Below are 16372 nucleotides of genomic sequence, written 5' to 3' on the forward strand. Positions count from 1 at the left end.
CTGATGGCAAACCGCTTATCGCTTGGTGCACGAGCGTCAGCCCGTCCCGAAGGGGATCGTCCCCTCCCGCTCCTCACCCCATCTTCCCCTCTCGGCACAGGTCCTTCACCTGGCACTCGCGGCAGATGAAGCCGGGGTTGGGCTCGACCTCACCCCGCCGGTAGCGCTCGAGCGCGGCCCGCACCTTCTCGTTGCGCCAGCGAACGGGGCCGGTGATCTGGGAGATAGGCTTGTCGTAGACGGGGAGCGGGGAGCCCAGGACGGGCCAGACCCACAGGCGCACGCTCTTGACCTGGCGGGGGTTGTGCTCGAGCAGGTATCCCGCCAACCACAGCTCTCCCCAGCGACCCCGCATGAACCCGCCGGGGTCGTGGGTATCGGGTGGGGCGAAAGTGTAGAAGCTGTACTCCCCGCCCCGGTTCGCCGCCGCGTCCACTCGGGCGTATGGCATGCCCTTTTCGGGCCAGACGAAGCCAAAGTTGAGCGAGAAGAGCAGTTCTCGGTGAACTCCTAACCAGTCTTCGGCTTCGGGAAAGCGCTTGGAGAGGGCCTCGAGGCGGGCCTCGTTGAGGCGCTTTAGCGCCCGCAGCTCGCGTACCAAGGTTCGCCAACCCGCCGGCTCCTGGCGCTCTGGGCCGATCCTCAGGCGCTCGGCCCAGAAGCGGAAGCCGCACTCGTCGTAGCGGCGCAGATCCTCTACGCTGGCCGAACCCAGGTTGATCGGAGCAGAGGGAGGCCGGTAGGCCGCGCTTCCGGGCAGCTCCAGACGGCTGCCGATGGGGGTTGCGGGGATGCGGGAAACCCGCTTCGGATCGGGAACCAGGAAGGCTTCGGGCTCGAGGGGGCCGCTTTGATCGGCTTCGGGGTAGGTGATGATCACGCTGTGGGCGCGGGTGGCGAGCTCGTGCAAGATCGGTCGGTCGCGGCCCAGGAAGCGCCGGGGCAGGCCGATGCGGGCGTAAAGCTCCTCCAGCGCCAGCCGCTCTTCCTCGGCGACGAAGTAGTCCTCCTGCTCGCTCGCGCCGTAAGCGCCCTCGACGGCATGGGTCAGGTAGAGCTTGGCGAAGCGCACCCCCGAGGCCAGGGTCGGCGTGAGCAGGGGAACCCCGCCCGGCGGGCGCACGGGCTCGTAGGTTTCGCTGAGCAAAGCGGCCCACCAGCGGCGGAAATCGGGGCCGTAGGCGATGCGTCCGGCCTCCTTGGCCCGCTCCAGCAGCAGGTCGCGGCGGGGTCCAACCCGCACCTCGGGGATGGAGTCCAGCAGGCTTCGGGCCCAGGCTTCGGGGTTGCCGGTGGGCTCGAGCCGCTCGAGCCAGGCCGAAAGCTGTGCCTGCAGCCCCATCTGCTGGGCCAGACGCTGGATGGGGGCCAGCCCGGCCAGACCGGCCTCGAGGGCGGCGCGGCCCAGAGGGGCGAGCTCGGGGATGGCCAGCAGGCGGGTGGGGGTGGGGTAGTCGGGCAGCTCGAGCAAATCCAGCAGCAGTCGGCCCTCCGGGGTGTCGGTGGCGGTGCGGGGGGTGTGGTCCACCAGGGGCACGCCGTATTCGTCGGCCAGGCTCAGCAGCGCAGCCAAGCGGGGCTCGGGCGCGACCACCGCCAACTCGGTGGGAGCCATTCCCTGGGCCAGGTCGCGCTTGAGCGAGCGCAGCACCCAGCGGGCTTCGGCGACGGGGTTGGGGGCGCGGTAGATCTGGGGGCGAGGGGGCTGGCCCGCCGTGTGGGAGAGCGTCTGATGCGGGCGATAGCCCGGTGGAGCCTCCGGCAGCGTGACCCACAGCTCACTCACCCGTCCCAGGCCCTCCAGGAAGCGCAGTACCAGGGGCAATAGCTCGCGGAAGCCGTCCACCAGCACCAAGTCGGCAGGGGGTTCGAAATCGGCAGATTCGACGAGCCGCACCGCCGCGTCACGGAAGTCGTCGTAGTCCCAGCGCCCCCAGGTCCCCTTGAGCTCTTCGTAGCGCTCAAAGACGCGTTTGAAGCGCCGGCCCTCGGAGTCTGGGGCGGGGATTTGCTCGGGTCTGACGCCGTAGCGCTTGGCCTCGGCCACCGCCCGCGCGAACAGGCGGGCCTCACCGGGATTGGGTGGCGACCCGGTGCACGGGCCCTGCCCGTCCCGACAGGGGATCGTCCACTGCGACTCGCTCTGCAACGCCTCCCCCACCAACGCGACCCGCGCCGGGCCGGTGAGGATGGGCCGCAGGCCATAGCTGGCGGCCAGGAGGCGGTAGTAGGCCTGCTGGAAGGACAGCACCTCGAGCCCCAGCACAGCCCCCCCTGCCGCCACCCGGCGGTAGACGTAAGAGCGCTGGTGGGGCAGGCAAAGCCACCAGACCCGCTTGCGGGCCTTCAACGCTGTACGGGCTTTCTCCAACAGCAGCTCTGTTCGCCCCGAAGCCGGAGGACCGACGATCAAATGCACATGCCCAGTCTACCCAGCCGGATATGCTGTCAGGGGTTGAGTTATGGGTCTGCAAATCATCCAGGTCGACGCTTTTACCAACCGGCCCTTCTCAGGCAATCCCGCCGCGGTGTGTGTGCTCGAGGCCCCCCGTTCTGCAGCTTGGATGCAGGCGGTGGCCCGCGAGATGAACCTCTCCGAAACCGCTTTCCTACACCGCGAATCCAGCGGCTATCGGTTGCGCTGGTTCACCCCCGAAACCGAAATCGCCCTGTGTGGGCACGCCACTTTAGCCAGCGCCCACGTGCTGTGGGAGGAAGGGCACAGCCGCGCCCCCATGCTGGAATTCCACACCCTCAGCGGCCTGCTGACCGCTACCCGCGCAGGAAGTTGGATCGAGATGAACTTCCCTACTGAGCCGGTGACGCCCGCCGAGTTGCCCCCGACCCTGCTCGAGGCCATCGGCGCGAAGCCCGTGTTCACCGGCAAGACCCCGGTGCGCTTCTTCGTCGAGCTCGAGTCTGCCGAGGCGGTGCGCAAGCTCAAGCCCAACATCAACCTGCTGTCTCAGCTTCCCCCAGGCCGCCTCATCGTCACCGCCCGCTCCGACGACCCCCACTACGACTTCATCTCCCGCTACTTCGCTCCCGGCATCGGTATCCCAGAGGACCCGGTCACGGGCTCGGCCCACTGCGCCCTGCCGGTCTACTGGGCCCCCAGGCTTGGCAAGAAGGAGTTCATGGCTTACCAAGCCTCAGCCCGCGGCGGCGAGTTGCGGGTGACGCTGACCAACGACCGCGTGTTCATTCGGGGGCAGGCCGTCACGGTGATGCGGGCGGAACTGGTCGATCAGGCCGAGAGTCATATCGGATTAAAGGTGACGAACTGACCGAATCCGGTCAAACGCTGAGCACGCCCGGGCAAGACGCCTACTACGGATTCCCCTGAGCCTCCTCGCTGGGCCAGCGGTAGGGCGAGCGGCGGAAGTCGGCCAGCCAGCGGGGTTCGGGAAGGGGCTCGAGGCTGCGGCTCAGGCGCAGAAAGCCCATCACCCGACCATCCACCAGCAAGAAGCAGCGGTAGGCCTGAGCCTCGGGCACCATCCAGTTGGCCATTTGCAGGCGCCTGCCGATTTGTTCCATGCGCCTGCGGCCCTGGTTGATAAGGCGCAAGGCGGTCAGGGCGGGGCGCTCGATGGGCTGGGCCAGGTCCTCCAGGCCCACCGGAACCAGAACCAAGCGGTTGTCCAGGGTCAGGCGGCTGAGGGGCTGCGCCGCACCGGGTTCGCGAGTGCCCAGCAGCACCCGGATCAGCCAGCCCTGGCGCGGGTTGGCGATGGGCTCGAGGTAAAAGCCCACCGGTCGTAGCTGGGCGAAGACCTCCTGGCAGCGCCCCAGCACCTCGGCGTCGGAAAACTGGGCCAGCGCCGGGGTGAGCAGGAGCAGCAGGGACAGCAGCCGTTTCATGGGGCTTGGACCCTCACTTCACCCAGGAAATCCCTCCCAGGCACATCTCGTCGGTGGTGCCCTCGCCCCAGGTGAGGTAGCGCGGCTCGAGGGGCCGTCCGTCAGGGCCAAGAATGGTTTCGGCGTTGTCGTAGACGCAGCTTATGCGTACTCGGTCGCCCCGTCTGAGGACGATGGGCTCTTCGAAGTAGTACTCGCCCTGCCAATGGAAGTCCCAGCGGGGGATGTCCAGCAGCACCCTCTCGCCAGGAGTCCCGGGGTTGAGGCTGATGCGGAAGGCTACCCCGCGCAGGTGCATGTGGGCCAGCACCCCCAGCGCGGTGCCGTCCTCGCGCACGCCGAAATCGCAGTGGGTCTCCTGGCGGCTACCGTCGCCGATGTCGCGGCGCAGGTAGTCCTCCACCGTGGTGCCGCACAGCAGGTGGATGCCGTCGGCTACCCTCTTGAGCTCGCTGCGCTCCAGGGCAGAGGCGCGCTCGCAAGCCTTTCCCGAAACCCCCGGCGGGCAGCGCACCTCGACGGGGGCGGCCAAGATCATGCGGTGGATGGGCCTGGGCCGGCTGCTGGGGTCGGAGAAGAAGAGCTCGAGGCGGCTCTGGTCGGGGCGGGCGGGGGCGCTGAGGTTGTAGTGTACCTGCATGACGATCCTCGAGCCCGCCTTGACCTCCTTGCCGGTCCCGGGGGGGTAGTCGGTGCCCTGGGTGCCGGGAACCCAGAAGCCCAGCGCATCGCCCAGGGCGCCGGTGCTCGCTCCTAGGCGGGGCCCGCCGAAGCACTGCCAGCCGGGCCGCCCGTCCGCGCCGTCCTGGGCCCTGGCCCGCTGCACCGCCTCAGGGCCGATGACGAAGAGGATGACGTGATGTACAAGCTGGCCCTGACCGGGCTTGATGCGATAGCCCTGTACGAAGATATCGCGCTCAAATTCGGCGTCTAGCAGGAAGCAGCGGTAGTCGTCGTAGAGCCTGGAATCCGGGGTGTAGGCCCTGGGCATGGCAGTCACCAGATCGGGGGTGCGGGCAGGGGGCCTGCTCGACGTGAGCACGGGGCCCTTGCCCTCCCCCAACGGCGCCCCCGCCTTCGCCCAGCTCACCAGCGCGGCCACCGCCTCCGGGCTCAGGCGGCGTTCACCCCGCATCCGCGGCGAGGCCGCTCCCGGTGGCCAGGGCGGCATGCGTCCTTCGGTCACCGCCGAGGCGATGGCCGGAGCCATCTTCGCCGCCCACTCGGCGCTGTCGAGGGGGAAGGGCGCAATTCCTCCCTCGGTGTGGCACCCCACGCAGTTGGCGTTGAGGATGGGGGCCACCGCGCCGTAGTAGGTCGGCGGCTCATCGGCAGCCCCCAAAGAGCCTCCCAAGCAGAGCAACAAGCCCGCGAGAATCCAGCGCTGCGCCTTCACACCCTAAGGCTACGCAATTCCCCTTAACCCTGCCTTAAGTCGGGGAACCACATCCCCACCCTGGCCCCGCCTTCGGGCCGGTTTGCGGCCATCACCCGACCCCCGTGGACCCTGGCCACCGCCTCCACCAGGGCCAGTCCCAGCCCGGTCCCGCTGCCCTCGCCCTTGACGAAAGGCTTGAAGGCCCTGGGCAGGAGGGCTTCGGGAAAGCCCGGACCGCAGTCGTCGAGGTAGAGCCAGACCCCGCCCTCCTGGGGCACCAGGCGGGCCTCGAGGGGCAGCCCCCCGTGCTGGCGGGCGTTCTGGTGCAGGTTATCCAAGGCCAGGGTGAGTAGGGCCAGTTCGGCGCTGATGGTGGCCTCCCCCTCAACGCGCAGCCCATAGCGTTCGCGCAGAAGGAGCGCCAGGTCTACCGGCTCGGCCTGGGCCTGGCTGCGCCCCTCGAGGCGGGCCAGGGTCAGTAGCCCCCCCAGCAGGCCCTCCATGCGCTGGACCTCGCGCAGCGCCCCTTGTAGGGCGCGGGTCTCGCCAGGCCGCCGCTGAAGGACCTCGAGGTAACCCCTGAGCGCGGCCAGCGGGTTGCGCAGCTCGTGCGAAGCTCCGTAGGCGAAGCGCTTGGCGGCCTGCTCCTGCTCCTTCATGCGCTCGAAAGCCTGGGACAGCGCCTCCATCAGGCGATTGAGGGACTCCACCGCCGGACGCAGCTCGAGCAGCTGCGGCTGGGGCAGGGGTTGCAGGAAGTCGGGGCCGCGCAGGGAGAGCTCGCGGGCCAGCGAGCCCACCGGGCGCAGCGAGCGCGAGAGCCCCACCGCCCCCACCAGCCACGCCAACAACAGCAGCACCAGGCCCACGCTCAGGTAAAGCCGGAAGAAGCGCGCGGGCAGCTCGGCCACCTCCTCCAGCGGCACCGCCACGCCGAAACCGCCCAGTTCGCCGGGCTGGGCGATCCACAGCCGGCCCTCGATGAGCCGGCGGAACGTGCGCCCCTCGCGCAATGCCTCATAGACCCCCTCGGGCAGACGGTTGTCGCCCTGGTCGGTCCAGATGAGGCGGGCGCTGGAGTCGAGCAAGAAGCCCACCCCACCGAAGTCGTTGGTGATCTGGCTGAGCGACTGCGGCGTGACGTTGAGGGTGGCCACCAAAAAGCCCATCCGCGCCAGCAGGGCGCGCTCGAGCGCCGAGAGTGCGGTGGCCTGGGCTTCGCGCACGGTGAGCACCCACAGCGGCGCCAGCAGCACCACCAGAGCCACCAACAGCCACACCAGAAGCCTCGTGCGCAGGCTCAGACGGCTCATTTGCGCAGGATATACCCGTGGCCCCGCAGGGTGTGCAGCAGGGGTGGCTCGCCCAACGCCCGCCGCAGGGTCGAGAGGTGCACCTCGAGGGTGTTGGGCTCGACTTCCTCCCCCCACACCCGCTGCATCAGGCTCTCCTTGGGTAGCAGGCTCTCGGGGTGCTCGAGGAAGGTCTTCAGCAGCAGGAAGGCCTTGGGGGAGAGCTCGAGCAAGCGCTCTCCCCGACGGGCCTCCATGCGGCTGGGAAAAAGGGTCACGTCGGCGTAGCACAGCACCTCCTGCTTCCGGGAAGCGCGGCGCAGCAGGGCCTCGAGGCGAGCCACCAGTTCCGAGAGGGCATAGGGCTTGACCAGATAGTCGTCGGCCCCACTCCGCAGGCCCCTGACCCGATACTCCACCTCGTCCAGCGCGGTGAGCATCAGCACCGGTAGCGTGCTCTGCTGGCGAATCTCCCGCAGCACCCCGAAGCCATCCCCCCCCGGCAACAGCACGTCCAGCACCACCACCTCGGGCCCCTGGTCCAGCTTGCGCAGGCCCTCGGCCCCGGTGGCCGCCTCCAGCACCTCATACCCCTCGAGCTCCAGGCCCATCCGCAGGGCCTCCCGCACGCCAGGATCATCCTCGATCAGGAGCACTTTGGGCATCCTGCCGTCATTGTGGCACGGCTCGCCTGAAGCGAGGCTGAAATTTAGCCCGTGGCGTCGGCTATCGATCCTCGGCCCACGACACCGGCACGCTCCCCAGCGGCTGGGTGGGCTGGGGGCTGCCGCCGGGGGGCTCGAGGCTCACCCCCACGCGCTCAAAGTTTGTGTAGCGGGTCTCGTAGACCCTCCCCTGGAAGATGCCCAGCGAGACCGACTGGCCGTCCTTGCGGCCCCAGGCCTGGTAGACCCTACCCCTTGGAGCGGGGTCTTTCATCACGATCAGGCAGCTACCGTCCTCGAGCCAGACCATGGTGCCGATCCCCTCGCCCTGGGCGTTCTTGATGGCCCGCCACTTGCCCTCGGGGATCGCCAGCCAACGCGCGATCTTGGCCTGCTCGGCCTGCAGGGTGCGGAGGCTTTGGAACTGGTAGAGCCCGATCCCAGCGAAGAGCAGCGCCAGAGCAGCCGCTACGGTAGCGATCCGAGGCCACAGCAGCAGCCTGCGCCCATGAAGCCGGTTCTGGATGCGCTGCCAGGCCCTGGGTGGCGGGGGCACGGGGGCCAAGCGCTCGGGCAGCTTGAACAGCGCTGCGCGGAGGGAATCGAGTTCGGCCCGCAGCTCGGGCGAGCGCTCGAGCTGGGCCTCGAGCTGTCCGGCCTCCTGGGGATCGAGCTGCCCCAGCAGGTAATCGGGAAGCAGGTCGCGAAGCTCCATCACTCGCCTCCGTCGCGCACTTTGCCCTCGAGGAACTCCCGCAGTCGCAGCAAAGCGCGGCGCACCTTCGTCTTCACGGTTCCCAGCGGCATCTGGTGGCGTTCGGAGAGTTCGCTATGGCTGTAACCCCAGTAAAACGACTCCTCGAGCAGCCTGCGCTCCTCGGGCGACAGTCGGGCTAAGGCCCGCTCCACCAGAACCCGGTCGGTGGGGTCATGCTCGTGCCACAGGCCCAGCTCCTGCTCGGGGTCGTGCAGGTCGTACTCCAGGGCCTTCTGGGGCCGCACCCTGCGCGCGCGCAGCCTCGAGAGGGCCAGGTTGCGTGCGATGGTGAACAAAAAGGTGCTCACGCTGCCGCGCTGCGGATCGTAGCGCCGAGCCTCCTTGTAAAGCTGTACAAAACTGTCCTGCAAAACTTCTTCCGCCTCCTCACGCCCGCCCAGCATGTGCAGCAACAGGGCGTAAACCTTCCCTCCATGGCGTCGGTATAGCTCCTCGAGGGCGCTTTCTTCTCCCTGCGCTACCTGCTGCATCAGGTCGCTGTCTGGCTCCACGCCCCCTATTCAACACTACGTGAATGTGTAACGCTACAGATGATGAACTACCCCTGACCAACCGCTATCGCGGTGTGGTCGGGGTTTCGCGGTTCGTCGGGGCCAAACCTCAGCCCCTCCCCGCCCCCTAGTTCCCAGGGGTAGATCCCCTGCGGGACGGGCGGCCGCCCGTACACCCAGGGGTCTAAGGCCCACCTCAGCATGACCAAAGCAGCGGCCTGATCGCGGGGCATCTCGCACCCACAGGGGCACCGATGCACCCGCTGAGCGAGCGCTTTCTTTTCCTGGCGTAAGCAGACAGGACAGGTCTGCGAAGGCTTGACCTTGTGGGTGGGCACCTCTACCAGCCGCGTACCAGCCTCTTCCGCTTTGTACGCCAGCTTTTGCAGGATGCCCCGCATCCCCACGTCAAGCATCGCTCGGTTGAGACCTGCCTTTCTGCTCCCGCCGTTTGCCGTCATATTCTTGACCCGCAGCTCCTCGGTGGCGATGAGTCCGTACCTGGAAACCCAAAGCGAGGTGAGCTTATGCTGAAAATCGTTACGCTGGTTCGCTACTTTGAGGTGCAGTCGAGCTATCTGCTGCTTGGTGCGCTTCCAGTTGCTGCCAAAGCGCTTTCTACGGGCAAGTCGGCGCTGCAACCCTTTGAGTTTCTGGCTGGCCTGTTTGAGAAAGCGGGGGTTTCCCACCCTCGTACCGTCGGAGAGCGTGGCGACCGCGTCCACCCCCAGGTCTACGCCCACAGCATCGTTCCCCGTTTCCCGGACAGGCTGGCAACGAAGGGTAATGGTGGCATACCAGCCGTGAGAGGTGCGGGTCAGCACCACCTGGCGGAGTTCGCCCCATTGACGGGGCTTGCCCCTGGCCTTGATGGGGCCAAGCTTGGAGAGGTGCAGAATCCCGTGTTTGCCGTTCGGCCCCCGCTCGAACTTCCACCCGGCCCGGTCGGGGTAGCAAAAGCCCACAAAGCTCTTAGGGCTTTTGTAGCGAGGAAAGCCCGGTTTCTCACCCCTCTTGACCCGACGGTAAAAGGCTTGGAAGGCCCGGTCTACCCGACGTACGGTTTCCTGCAAGGCGTGGCTGCCCAACGGTTCGTACTCAGGCATGACCGCTTTGAGCGCAGGAAGCTCGTTCTGCTGGTCGTAGTAGCTCAGGCTCTTCCCTTTGGCCCAAGCCCGGCGGCGCTGCTCGATGCAGGCGTTGTACAGCTCGCAGTGCAGGCGGTTCCACCGCTCCAAGGTCTCAAGTTGAGCTTGGTTCGGGTAGAGTTTGTACCGCACCTGGAGAGTCTACACGCGCCCATTGTACCATACGGTTATGGTCAAGCTGAAGACCGCCAACAACGCCGTCTTCCGTCTCTCGTATCACCTGGTTCTGGTCACCAAATACCGACGCAAGTGTTTGACCGGGCTGATGTTGGAGGAGTTGCGGGAGAAGGTCGCCCAGGTGTGCGAGCAATGGGGTTGCGAGATGGTCGAGTTCTCCGGCGAAGCCGACCACGTACACCTACTGTTCGAGGCCACTCCGACTGTCGAACCTGCAAAGTTCGTCAACAGCCTCAAAACCGTCACCAGTCGCGCCTTACGCAAGCGCCACGCCGAACACCTCAGCAAGTTCTATTGGAAGCCTGTGCTATGGTCAGGTTCCTACGCCCTCATGACAGCGGACGGGGCGCCCTTGGAGGTGCTCAAGCAATACATCCAGGGGCAGCGCAAGCCCCCAAAGTAGCCGCCTTCGGCGACGTGGGGCTATCCTTCCCCTGAGTACCGGCATCGCCGGGGGCCGGATGGCCCTTCACTTGAGTACCGGCATCGCCGGGGGCCGGATGGCCCTTCACTGACCAACCTAATAGAGGTCTGGTCGGGGACTGCCGCCCCACGTCCCTATGGTTCAACTGGCCGAAAGCCAACCGCGAGACGGCTATACCGACGAATAATCATCTGGTCGGGATGGAACCCGAACTTGGGTATCACCCACCTCGAGCCCACGATTGGCTAAACTGGGCAAGTGCTGGGCCGTGGCCAGAGAAAAAAATCCGCCGGAGTGCCGCTCCGGCGGTCTAAGGGAGGTGAGGGGGTTGTGGCGTGACCCTCACGCTTTAAAGCTTGCCTCGACTACCTGAAGCCCGGCTGAGTTTTGGCTGAACACCAACTAACTATGCCCCGCTGGAATACCACCTACCGACGCCGCGTACTGATGCGCCACTACCGCTTTGCCAGAGAGCGGCTGGTGCCCCACTTCCTCGATGCCCTGAGCGCCTATGCCAAGGGCCTGGCGGCTTTGGGCATACCCTTCGCCGCGGAAGCGGTGCAGGCCCTGCGCTTGCTGCGGCCCCTTCCCCTGCCCGGCTTTAGCGGTCTGGCGGAGGACGTGTTCTTCGCCATCGACCTCCAACTCAACGAGATGGCCGGGGCCGAGGTGGCCGGGGCGCTGCGCCGGGGGCTCTCGCGCAACGACCTCGACCTCACCGTCTTCAGGGCCTACACCCGCGACCAGATCCTCTCGGTGATGGGCGACCTGCTGCGGCTGCGCCAGCGCCTGTTGGTGCTGGCGGAGAGCCACCGGGACACCTTGATGACCGCCTTCACCCACCACCAACCCGCCCAGCCAAGCTCGTTGGGTCACTACCTGGCGGCCTTCGAGAACCTGCTGAGCCGGGACTTTCGCCGCCTGCGGGCCGCGCTGGAAACCACCGACCGCTCCCCGCTTGGGGCGAGTTCGCTGGCCGGAAGCCCCTATCCCGTGGACCGTGAGGCCATGGCCCGCTGGCTGGGCTTTGGCGGGGTGGTCGAGAACACCTACGACGCGATCGCCGCCGGAGACTGGGCCCTCGAGCTCGCCCAGGCCCTGGCCGCTCTGGGCACCAGCCTCTCACGACTGATCCGCGACCTGCTGGCCTGGGCCGAGGGCGGGGCTTTCCGGGTGGGGGAGCGCGTGGCGCAGGGCTCGTCGATCATGCCGCAAAAGCACAACCCGGTGATCCTCGAGCACGCCCGGGTCCTCGTGGCCGAGCTCATCGGTGGGGCCAGCCTCTTGACCCAACTCAACCACTCCACCGCCTTCGGCGACCTCAACGACCACTCCACCGGGGTGGTCGAACCGCTGGACCGGCTGTGCGAGATGGCCGAGGGGGCCTTGGAGCTGCTGCGGGTGGCCCTGGAGGAAAGCGAGTTCCGGCCCGAGGGCCTACTGAGGGGTATGGAGGACCGCTCGGTGCTGGCTTCCGAGCTAGTGGACGTGCTCGTGGCCGGAGGTTACTGGCCGCTGGGCGAGGCCTACCGCCGGGTCAAGGACCTGCTGGCCCACCTGAGCGCACAGGGACGCACCCTGGCCCAGACCACCCCCGAAGACCTGCAAACCCACCTGGGCTACAGCACCCCCGAGTTGCAGGCCGCCCTCGAGCCCCGGCGCTTCCTCGAGCGCCGCCAGGTGCTGGGTGGGGTAGCCCCCCAGGCCCAGGAGCGCCACCTGCGCCTGGCCCGCAGGCGGCTGGCCCAGGATCGCCAGGAAACCCAAGCCGTGCGTCACCGCGTGCGCCTGGCGCGCCAACTGCTGGGCGCTTAATCCAAGGCGAGGGGCACCTTGCGCGACTTGGCCTCGTACATGCGTTCATCGGCCAGGCGCAGCAGGGCTTCGGCGTCCTGGGCCTCTTTGGGAAAGCAGGCCGCGCCGATGTTGACGCCCAGCCCCATCTCCCCGATCTTCAGCGCGCCGATGGCGCGGTGGTAACGGGTAGCCGCCGCAATGGCCCCCCCGAGGTCGGCATGGGGCAGAATGGCGGCAAACTCGTCGCCTCCCCAGCGATAGAGGCTATCGCCGTTGCGTCGCTGCTCTCTGAGGGCGCTGGCCACTGCTTGCAAAGCCCGGTCCCCCTCCTTGTGACCCAGCCGGTCGTTGATGGCTTTGAAGCCCGAGAGGTCCATCACCAGCAAGGACAGGGGGTAGGCATAACGCCGGGCGCGCTCGAGTTCCTCGGCCAGGCGAAGGTCGAAGGCCCGGCGGTTGGACAGGCCGGTGAGTACATCGGTAAGGGCGGCTTCCTCGAGGCGCTGGCGGTAGCGCAGGTCGTGCAGCAGCGTGGCCACCACCGGGGCGAAAAGCTCGGCGGCTTGCAGGGAATCGTGATCGAAGGCCAGGGGGTCGTGCAGGTTGTCGAGGTTGAGCAAGGCCAGCACCTCCTCGGCGTAGCGAATGGGCAGATGGAGGTTGGTCTTGATCTCCTCCAGGCGGGCGGCCTCCCTCTTGTCCTCCGGCAGACCCGTCTCGAGGCTGGTCTCGGCTAGGGCACTGGAGCGGATGCGAGGGAGGCCCCGCTGCCAGCCCGCCAGGTTACCGTGCCAAGCTTGCTGCTGCTCCAAGCTGAAACGAACCCCGCGCAAGCCTTCCAGGTCGTAGCCCTGCACAGCCCTAAACTCAAACGCCCCATCCCGCCACACCATCAAGCTTCCGGCCTCGGCTCCGGGCACCATGGCCACCGCGACCTGGAGAATTTGCCCATAGGCTGCCTCGGGGGAGAGCTCGAGCAGCGATTGCTGCAAGTTCAGGAGGGTTTTAATGCGCTGGCGCTCGAGCATACCCTCCAGGGCCAGGCCCACCACCCGGCAGGCCCGCGCCAGCAGTTCCTTCTCGCTTTGCCGCCAGCGGCGCTGCTGACGGGTCTGGAAGCCCAGGATGAAGCGTACCCGCTGAACTCCAGGCAACACAATCGGGTGCAGTAGCAGGGCTTGAACCCCCGTGGCCTTGAGTGTGGGTAGGGCCCCCTCCTCGGCAGCGTAGCGATCGCTGAAGAGGGGCTGACCCGTGTGCAGAACCTCCCAGGCCAGGCCCTGACCGAAGGGGATACCCTCTTCGAGCAAAGCCCTCTCCTGAGGGAGCACATCGCCCCAAAAAGCCAGCGCGCGCAGCCGGCTGCCGTCTTGCTGCACCAGGGATCCACCTTCGAGCTCGAGCACCTGCCCCAGCAAGGCCAAAGCCCGCTCGCCCAGCCCGGCCAGATCCTGGGCGGAATACATCGCCCGGTTGAGTTCCTCCAGCAAAGCCAGCGCACGGTGCTCGGAGAGGTGATCGAGGTGGCGGCTGACCCCCTGGGCAAAGTGCACGAGGGCTTGCAGGCTCTCTTCGCTCAGGGGCTCAGGGTACTCGAGGTTGAGCACCGCTATGGCCTCGCCCTGCTTGAACAGCGGCAGCGCCAGTTCGCACAGGGGCCACGTACCCGAGGCGGAGGCAGGCAGGTACTTCGGATCGGAGCGCACGTCGGGCAGGTAGATGGGGCGCTTCTCCCCGAAGGCTTGCCCCACGATCCCGTGCCCGGCGATCACCTGGCAGTCCTGAGGGAAGCTGCGCGAAGCCGCGATCCGCCTGAACCTCCCGTCCGGCGCCTCCGGCTCCCACACGCTTACGCGACCCTGGCCATAGCCCTCCAGGATGGCGGGTAGCGCCTCCAGCACGGCACTGCAAGTGCTCAGGCCATAGAGTTCCTTCTGTCCACGCACCAGCAAGGCAATAAGGTGCGAACCTCGTTTTCGTTCGGTGTAAGCACGCCGCAGCCGGGCTCCAAACCAGGCCGCGAGCAGGCTGGAGCTAGCGTAGAGCACGAGCAGCTCGAGCAGGGTCTGACGCACCCCCAGCAGCGCGTCCAGGAGGCCAGCTCCCGCAACCAGTGGCAAGACCCAGCGGTAGCCCAGCACCGAGGTGAGGGTAGCTAGCGCGATCATCAGCCAGGCTTCGGAGAAAGCCAAGCGCAGGAGCCCCGTTTGCTCCAGCAGGTGCAGCCCGAGCCCCACAGTGGCGATCATCCAGGCACTTTTGCGCACCGAGCCCATAGCCGCTCCTTCACCTTTGTCAGAATATTAGCGCATCCGTGAAGCCGCGGGGCCGACTTCTTACCTTCCCCAGCCGACCACCCGGCCCACGCGCAGCATCGCCGTGGACTCACGCACTACCAGGCTGGTACTGAACACGGGTGGTTCGTAGGGCTGGCCCGCGAGCATCGCCAAGGCCGCTCTGGCCGCTTCGCGGCCCAGCTCGAGGGTCGGCTGGCGCACCGTGGTCAGGGGCGGGGTCATGTAGCTCGAGCCCGGCAGGTCGTCGAAGCCCACCAGCGAAATGTCCTCGGGTACGCGAATCCCTCGGCGGTGCAGGGCCAGCATGACCCCCATGGCCATCTGGTCGTTGGCGGCAAAGATCGCGCTGAATTGCAGCCGCCGCGAAAGCAGCTTTTCTACAGCGAGCACCCCGGAAGTCTCCAGGTAATCGCCCTCCACCACCAGCTCCGGATCAAAGGGGATTCCAGCGTCCTCCAGGGCCTTGCGGTAGCCCTCGAGGCGGCCTTTGGCGTCGGGATGATAGGCCGGGCCAGCGATGTGAACGATGCGGCTGTGGCCAAGCTCGATGAGGTGGCGGGTTCCCCGGTAAGCCCCCTGGAGGTTGTCTACCAGCAAGGTGTTGCGCTCCAGGCCCTTGATGCGGCGGCCAAACAGCACCAGCGGCATCTTCCTGGCCAACCCCAGCAGGTAGTCCTCGGATACCAAGCCGTCCAGCACGATCAGGGCGTCGATCTGCCGCGCGCTGAGCACCCGCAGCGCTTCCATCTCCTGCTCGACCTGCCAGTGCCCGGTGGAGAACACCGGGTGGTAGAGCGTGCCCTCGAGCCCCTGTTCAATGCCCTTGATGACCTCGCCGTAGAAGGGGCTCGAGATCTCCTGGACCATCACCCCGATGGTCAGGGATTTGCCCTGGGCCAAGCCCTTGGCCATGAGGTTGGGCTGATACCCCAGGCGGTCTATGGCCTCCAGCACCGCCTTGCGCTTGCCCGGGCGCACCCTGGCGCTGCCGTTGATCACCCGCGACACCGTGCTGGGCGAAACCCCCGCCTCGCGGGCGACGTCCTCCAGGGTATAGCTGCTGCGTGCCATAGCTTCAGGGGATTCATTCCCTCCCCCGATCATTGTAAGTGCCCACGCCGCGCTCGAGTGAGGTATATTGCTTCAAGCATGGATCAGCGTACCGCTATCCCGTATAGCGGAGTCCGGAGAACCCGCCGGGTAAATCTAGAGGGGTTCGGGTTCCTGGCTCCGGCGCTGCTGCTGATGGGCCTGTTCACCGTATATCCGGCCTTCAGCGCTCTGTGGCTCTCGCTGCACACCGAGGCTCCGTTCTCCGGAGAATCGATCTGGGTTGGCCTGCGCAACTATCAGGACCTGCTCAAGGACCGCGACTTCCACAGTAGCCTGCTGACGACGCTGTACTTCACCTTGCTCACCGTGCCCGTTTCAATTGGCGGGGGGCTATTGTCGGCGGTGCTGCTGCACCGCAGCCTACCGGGGATTCGCGTGTACCGGGTGCTCTTGTTCTTGCCCGTCGCGGTGCCCACCGCGACCGCCGCCATCGCCTGGCGCTGGCTTTACCACCCCAGCGTCGGCTACATCAACTATGCCCTCGGCCTGGTGGGCCTGCCTCCGGTTTCCTGGCTGCAAGACCCCAGCATCGCCCTAGCCGCCCTGGCGATGGCGGTGGCCTGGCAAAACCTTGGCCTCAATGCCATTCTGCTGCTGGCCGGGCTGCAAAGCATCCCTGAGGAACTCATCGAAGCGGCCCGCCTCGACGGGGCCACCCCCGCGCGCATCTTCCGCAGCATCACCCTACCCCTGCTCACCCCCACACTCTACTTCGCTTCCATCGTGGGAATGATTCACGCCATGACCACCTTCGGCCCCATCCACCTGCTCACCCAGGGCGGGCCCGCCAACGCGACCCAGGTAGCGGTCTATCGTATCTATACCGAGGGCTTTATCAACTTCCGCTTCGGCTACGCCACTGCCCAGGCCGTCGTCTTGTTCATCGTCATCCTGGGCTTCACCATCCTGCAAAGCCGCCTCGAGCGGCGGGTGCACTACCAATAGAGC

General features: G+C 66.9%; 14 protein-coding genes. 4 read left to right on the forward strand and 10 right to left on the reverse strand.

Annotated features, from left to right (window positions below; all coding sequences use genetic code 11):
- Nucleotides 1-73: 73 nt before the first annotated feature.
- Nucleotides 74-2419 (reverse strand): PD-(D/E)XK nuclease family protein, encoded by a 2346-nt coding sequence (locus tag B047_RS0101270; RefSeq protein ID WP_018465153.1) that lies wholly within the window; start codon nucleotides 2417-2419, stop codon nucleotides 74-76.
- 43 nt (nucleotides 2420-2462) lie between these two features.
- On the opposite strand from B047_RS0101270, the gene B047_RS0101275 reads away from it, so the two are divergent.
- On the forward strand, nucleotides 2463-3287 hold the full coding sequence (locus B047_RS0101275) for a PhzF family phenazine biosynthesis protein (protein ID WP_018465154.1): 825 nt from the start codon (nucleotides 2463-2465) through the stop codon (nucleotides 3285-3287).
- Nucleotides 3288-3330: 43 nt separating this feature from the next.
- On the opposite strand, the gene B047_RS0101280 is transcribed toward B047_RS0101275, so the two are convergent.
- The 7 genes from B047_RS0101280 to B047_RS15975 all read right to left on the reverse strand — a co-directional run bounded on the left by B047_RS0101280 (nucleotide 3331) and on the right by B047_RS15975 (nucleotide 9748).
- Complete coding sequence (locus tag B047_RS0101280; protein ID WP_018465155.1) at nucleotides 3331-3864, reverse strand: hypothetical protein; 534 nt, start codon at nucleotides 3862-3864, stop codon at nucleotides 3331-3333.
- Between the two features lie 13 nt (nucleotides 3865-3877).
- A complete protein-coding gene (locus B047_RS0101285) occupies nucleotides 3878-5260 on the reverse strand; it encodes a hypothetical protein (protein WP_018465156.1) in 1383 nt (460 codons plus the stop codon).
- Nucleotides 5261-5283: 23 nt separating this feature from the next.
- Nucleotides 5284-6555 carry a sensor histidine kinase gene (locus tag B047_RS0101290; protein WP_018465157.1) on the reverse strand — a complete coding sequence of 424 codons (1272 nt, stop codon included), beginning with the start codon at nucleotides 6553-6555 and terminating at the stop codon, nucleotides 5284-5286.
- Nucleotides 6552-7199 carry a response regulator transcription factor gene (locus B047_RS0101295; protein ID WP_018465158.1) on the reverse strand — a complete coding sequence of 216 codons (648 nt, stop codon included), beginning with the start codon at nucleotides 7197-7199 and terminating at the stop codon, nucleotides 6552-6554. The genes B047_RS0101290 and B047_RS0101295 overlap by 4 nt, the downstream gene beginning before the upstream one ends.
- A 61-nt stretch (nucleotides 7200-7260) precedes the next feature.
- Entirely contained in the window at nucleotides 7261-7914 is a 654-nt protein-coding gene (locus B047_RS0101300) for an anti-sigma factor (protein WP_018465159.1), read from the reverse strand.
- Nucleotides 7914-8468 carry an RNA polymerase sigma factor gene (locus tag B047_RS0101305; protein ID WP_018465160.1) on the reverse strand — a complete coding sequence of 185 codons (555 nt, stop codon included), beginning with the start codon at nucleotides 8466-8468 and terminating at the stop codon, nucleotides 7914-7916. Before B047_RS0101305 ends, B047_RS0101300 begins: the two co-directional genes overlap by 1 nt.
- 47 nt (nucleotides 8469-8515) lie before the next feature.
- Entirely contained in the window at nucleotides 8516-9748 is a 1233-nt protein-coding gene (locus B047_RS15975) for an RNA-guided endonuclease InsQ/TnpB family protein (RefSeq protein WP_052605987.1), read from the reverse strand.
- A 37-nt stretch (nucleotides 9749-9785) separates the two neighbouring features.
- On the opposite strand from B047_RS15975, the gene tnpA reads away from it, so the two are divergent.
- Both tnpA and B047_RS15980 read left to right on the forward strand, forming a co-directional pair.
- Nucleotides 9786-10196 (forward strand): IS200/IS605 family transposase, encoded by a 411-nt coding sequence (tnpA, locus tag B047_RS0101315; protein WP_018465161.1) that lies wholly within the window; start codon nucleotides 9786-9788, stop codon nucleotides 10194-10196.
- 429 nt (nucleotides 10197-10625) lie between these two features.
- A complete protein-coding gene (locus tag B047_RS15980; RefSeq protein WP_040778761.1) occupies nucleotides 10626-12032 on the forward strand; it encodes a lyase family protein in 1407 nt (468 codons plus the stop codon).
- On the opposite strand, the gene B047_RS0101325 is transcribed toward B047_RS15980, so the two are convergent.
- Both B047_RS0101325 and B047_RS0101330 read right to left on the reverse strand, forming a co-directional pair.
- Entirely contained in the window at nucleotides 12029-14290 is a 2262-nt protein-coding gene (locus tag B047_RS0101325; protein ID WP_018465163.1) for a sensor domain-containing diguanylate cyclase, read from the reverse strand. The genes B047_RS15980 and B047_RS0101325 overlap by 4 nt on opposite strands.
- Nucleotides 14291-14350: 60 nt before the next feature.
- Nucleotides 14351-15382 carry a LacI family DNA-binding transcriptional regulator gene (locus B047_RS0101330; protein WP_018465164.1) on the reverse strand — a complete coding sequence of 344 codons (1032 nt, stop codon included), beginning with the start codon at nucleotides 15380-15382 and terminating at the stop codon, nucleotides 14351-14353.
- 78 nt (nucleotides 15383-15460) lie between these two features.
- On the opposite strand from B047_RS0101330, the gene B047_RS0101335 reads away from it, so the two are divergent.
- Nucleotides 15461-16369, forward strand: coding sequence for a carbohydrate ABC transporter permease (locus B047_RS0101335; protein ID WP_026234475.1), 909 nt, complete (start codon nucleotides 15461-15463; stop codon nucleotides 16367-16369).
- Nucleotides 16370-16372: the final 3 nt, after the last annotated feature.

Origin of the sequence: Calidithermus timidus DSM 17022 (assembly GCF_000373205.1) — a bacterium.
GTDB lineage: Bacteria > Deinococcota > Deinococci > Deinococcales > Thermaceae > Calidithermus > Calidithermus timidus.

Bases quoted from the DNA above. Each gene is read 5' to 3' on its own strand.
- tnpA (WP_018465161.1), top strand. From the start codon at position 9,786: ATGGTCAAGCTGAAGACCGCCAACAACGCCGTCTTCCGTCTCTCGTAT.
- B047_RS0101330 (WP_018465164.1), bottom strand. From the start codon at position 15,382: ATGGCACGCAGCAGCTATACCCTGGAGGACGTCGCCCGCGAGGCGGGG.
- B047_RS0101335 (WP_026234475.1), top strand. From the start codon at position 15,461: ATGGATCAGCGTACCGCTATCCCGTATAGCGGAGTCCGGAGAACCCGC.
- B047_RS0101295 (WP_018465158.1), bottom strand. From the start codon at position 7,199: ATGCCCAAAGTGCTCCTGATCGAGGATGATCCTGGCGTGCGGGAGGCC.
- B047_RS0101275 (WP_018465154.1), top strand. From the start codon at position 2,463: ATGGGTCTGCAAATCATCCAGGTCGACGCTTTTACCAACCGGCCCTTC.
- B047_RS0101280 (WP_018465155.1), bottom strand. From the start codon at position 3,864: ATGAAACGGCTGCTGTCCCTGCTGCTCCTGCTCACCCCGGCGCTGGCC.
- B047_RS0101290 (WP_018465157.1), bottom strand. From the start codon at position 6,555: ATGAGCCGTCTGAGCCTGCGCACGAGGCTTCTGGTGTGGCTGTTGGTG.
- B047_RS0101325 (WP_018465163.1), bottom strand. From the start codon at position 14,290: ATGGGCTCGGTGCGCAAAAGTGCCTGGATGATCGCCACTGTGGGGCTC.
- B047_RS0101300 (WP_018465159.1), bottom strand. From the start codon at position 7,914: ATGGAGCTTCGCGACCTGCTTCCCGATTACCTGCTGGGGCAGCTCGAT.
- B047_RS15980 (WP_040778761.1), top strand. From the start codon at position 10,626: ATGCCCCGCTGGAATACCACCTACCGACGCCGCGTACTGATGCGCCAC.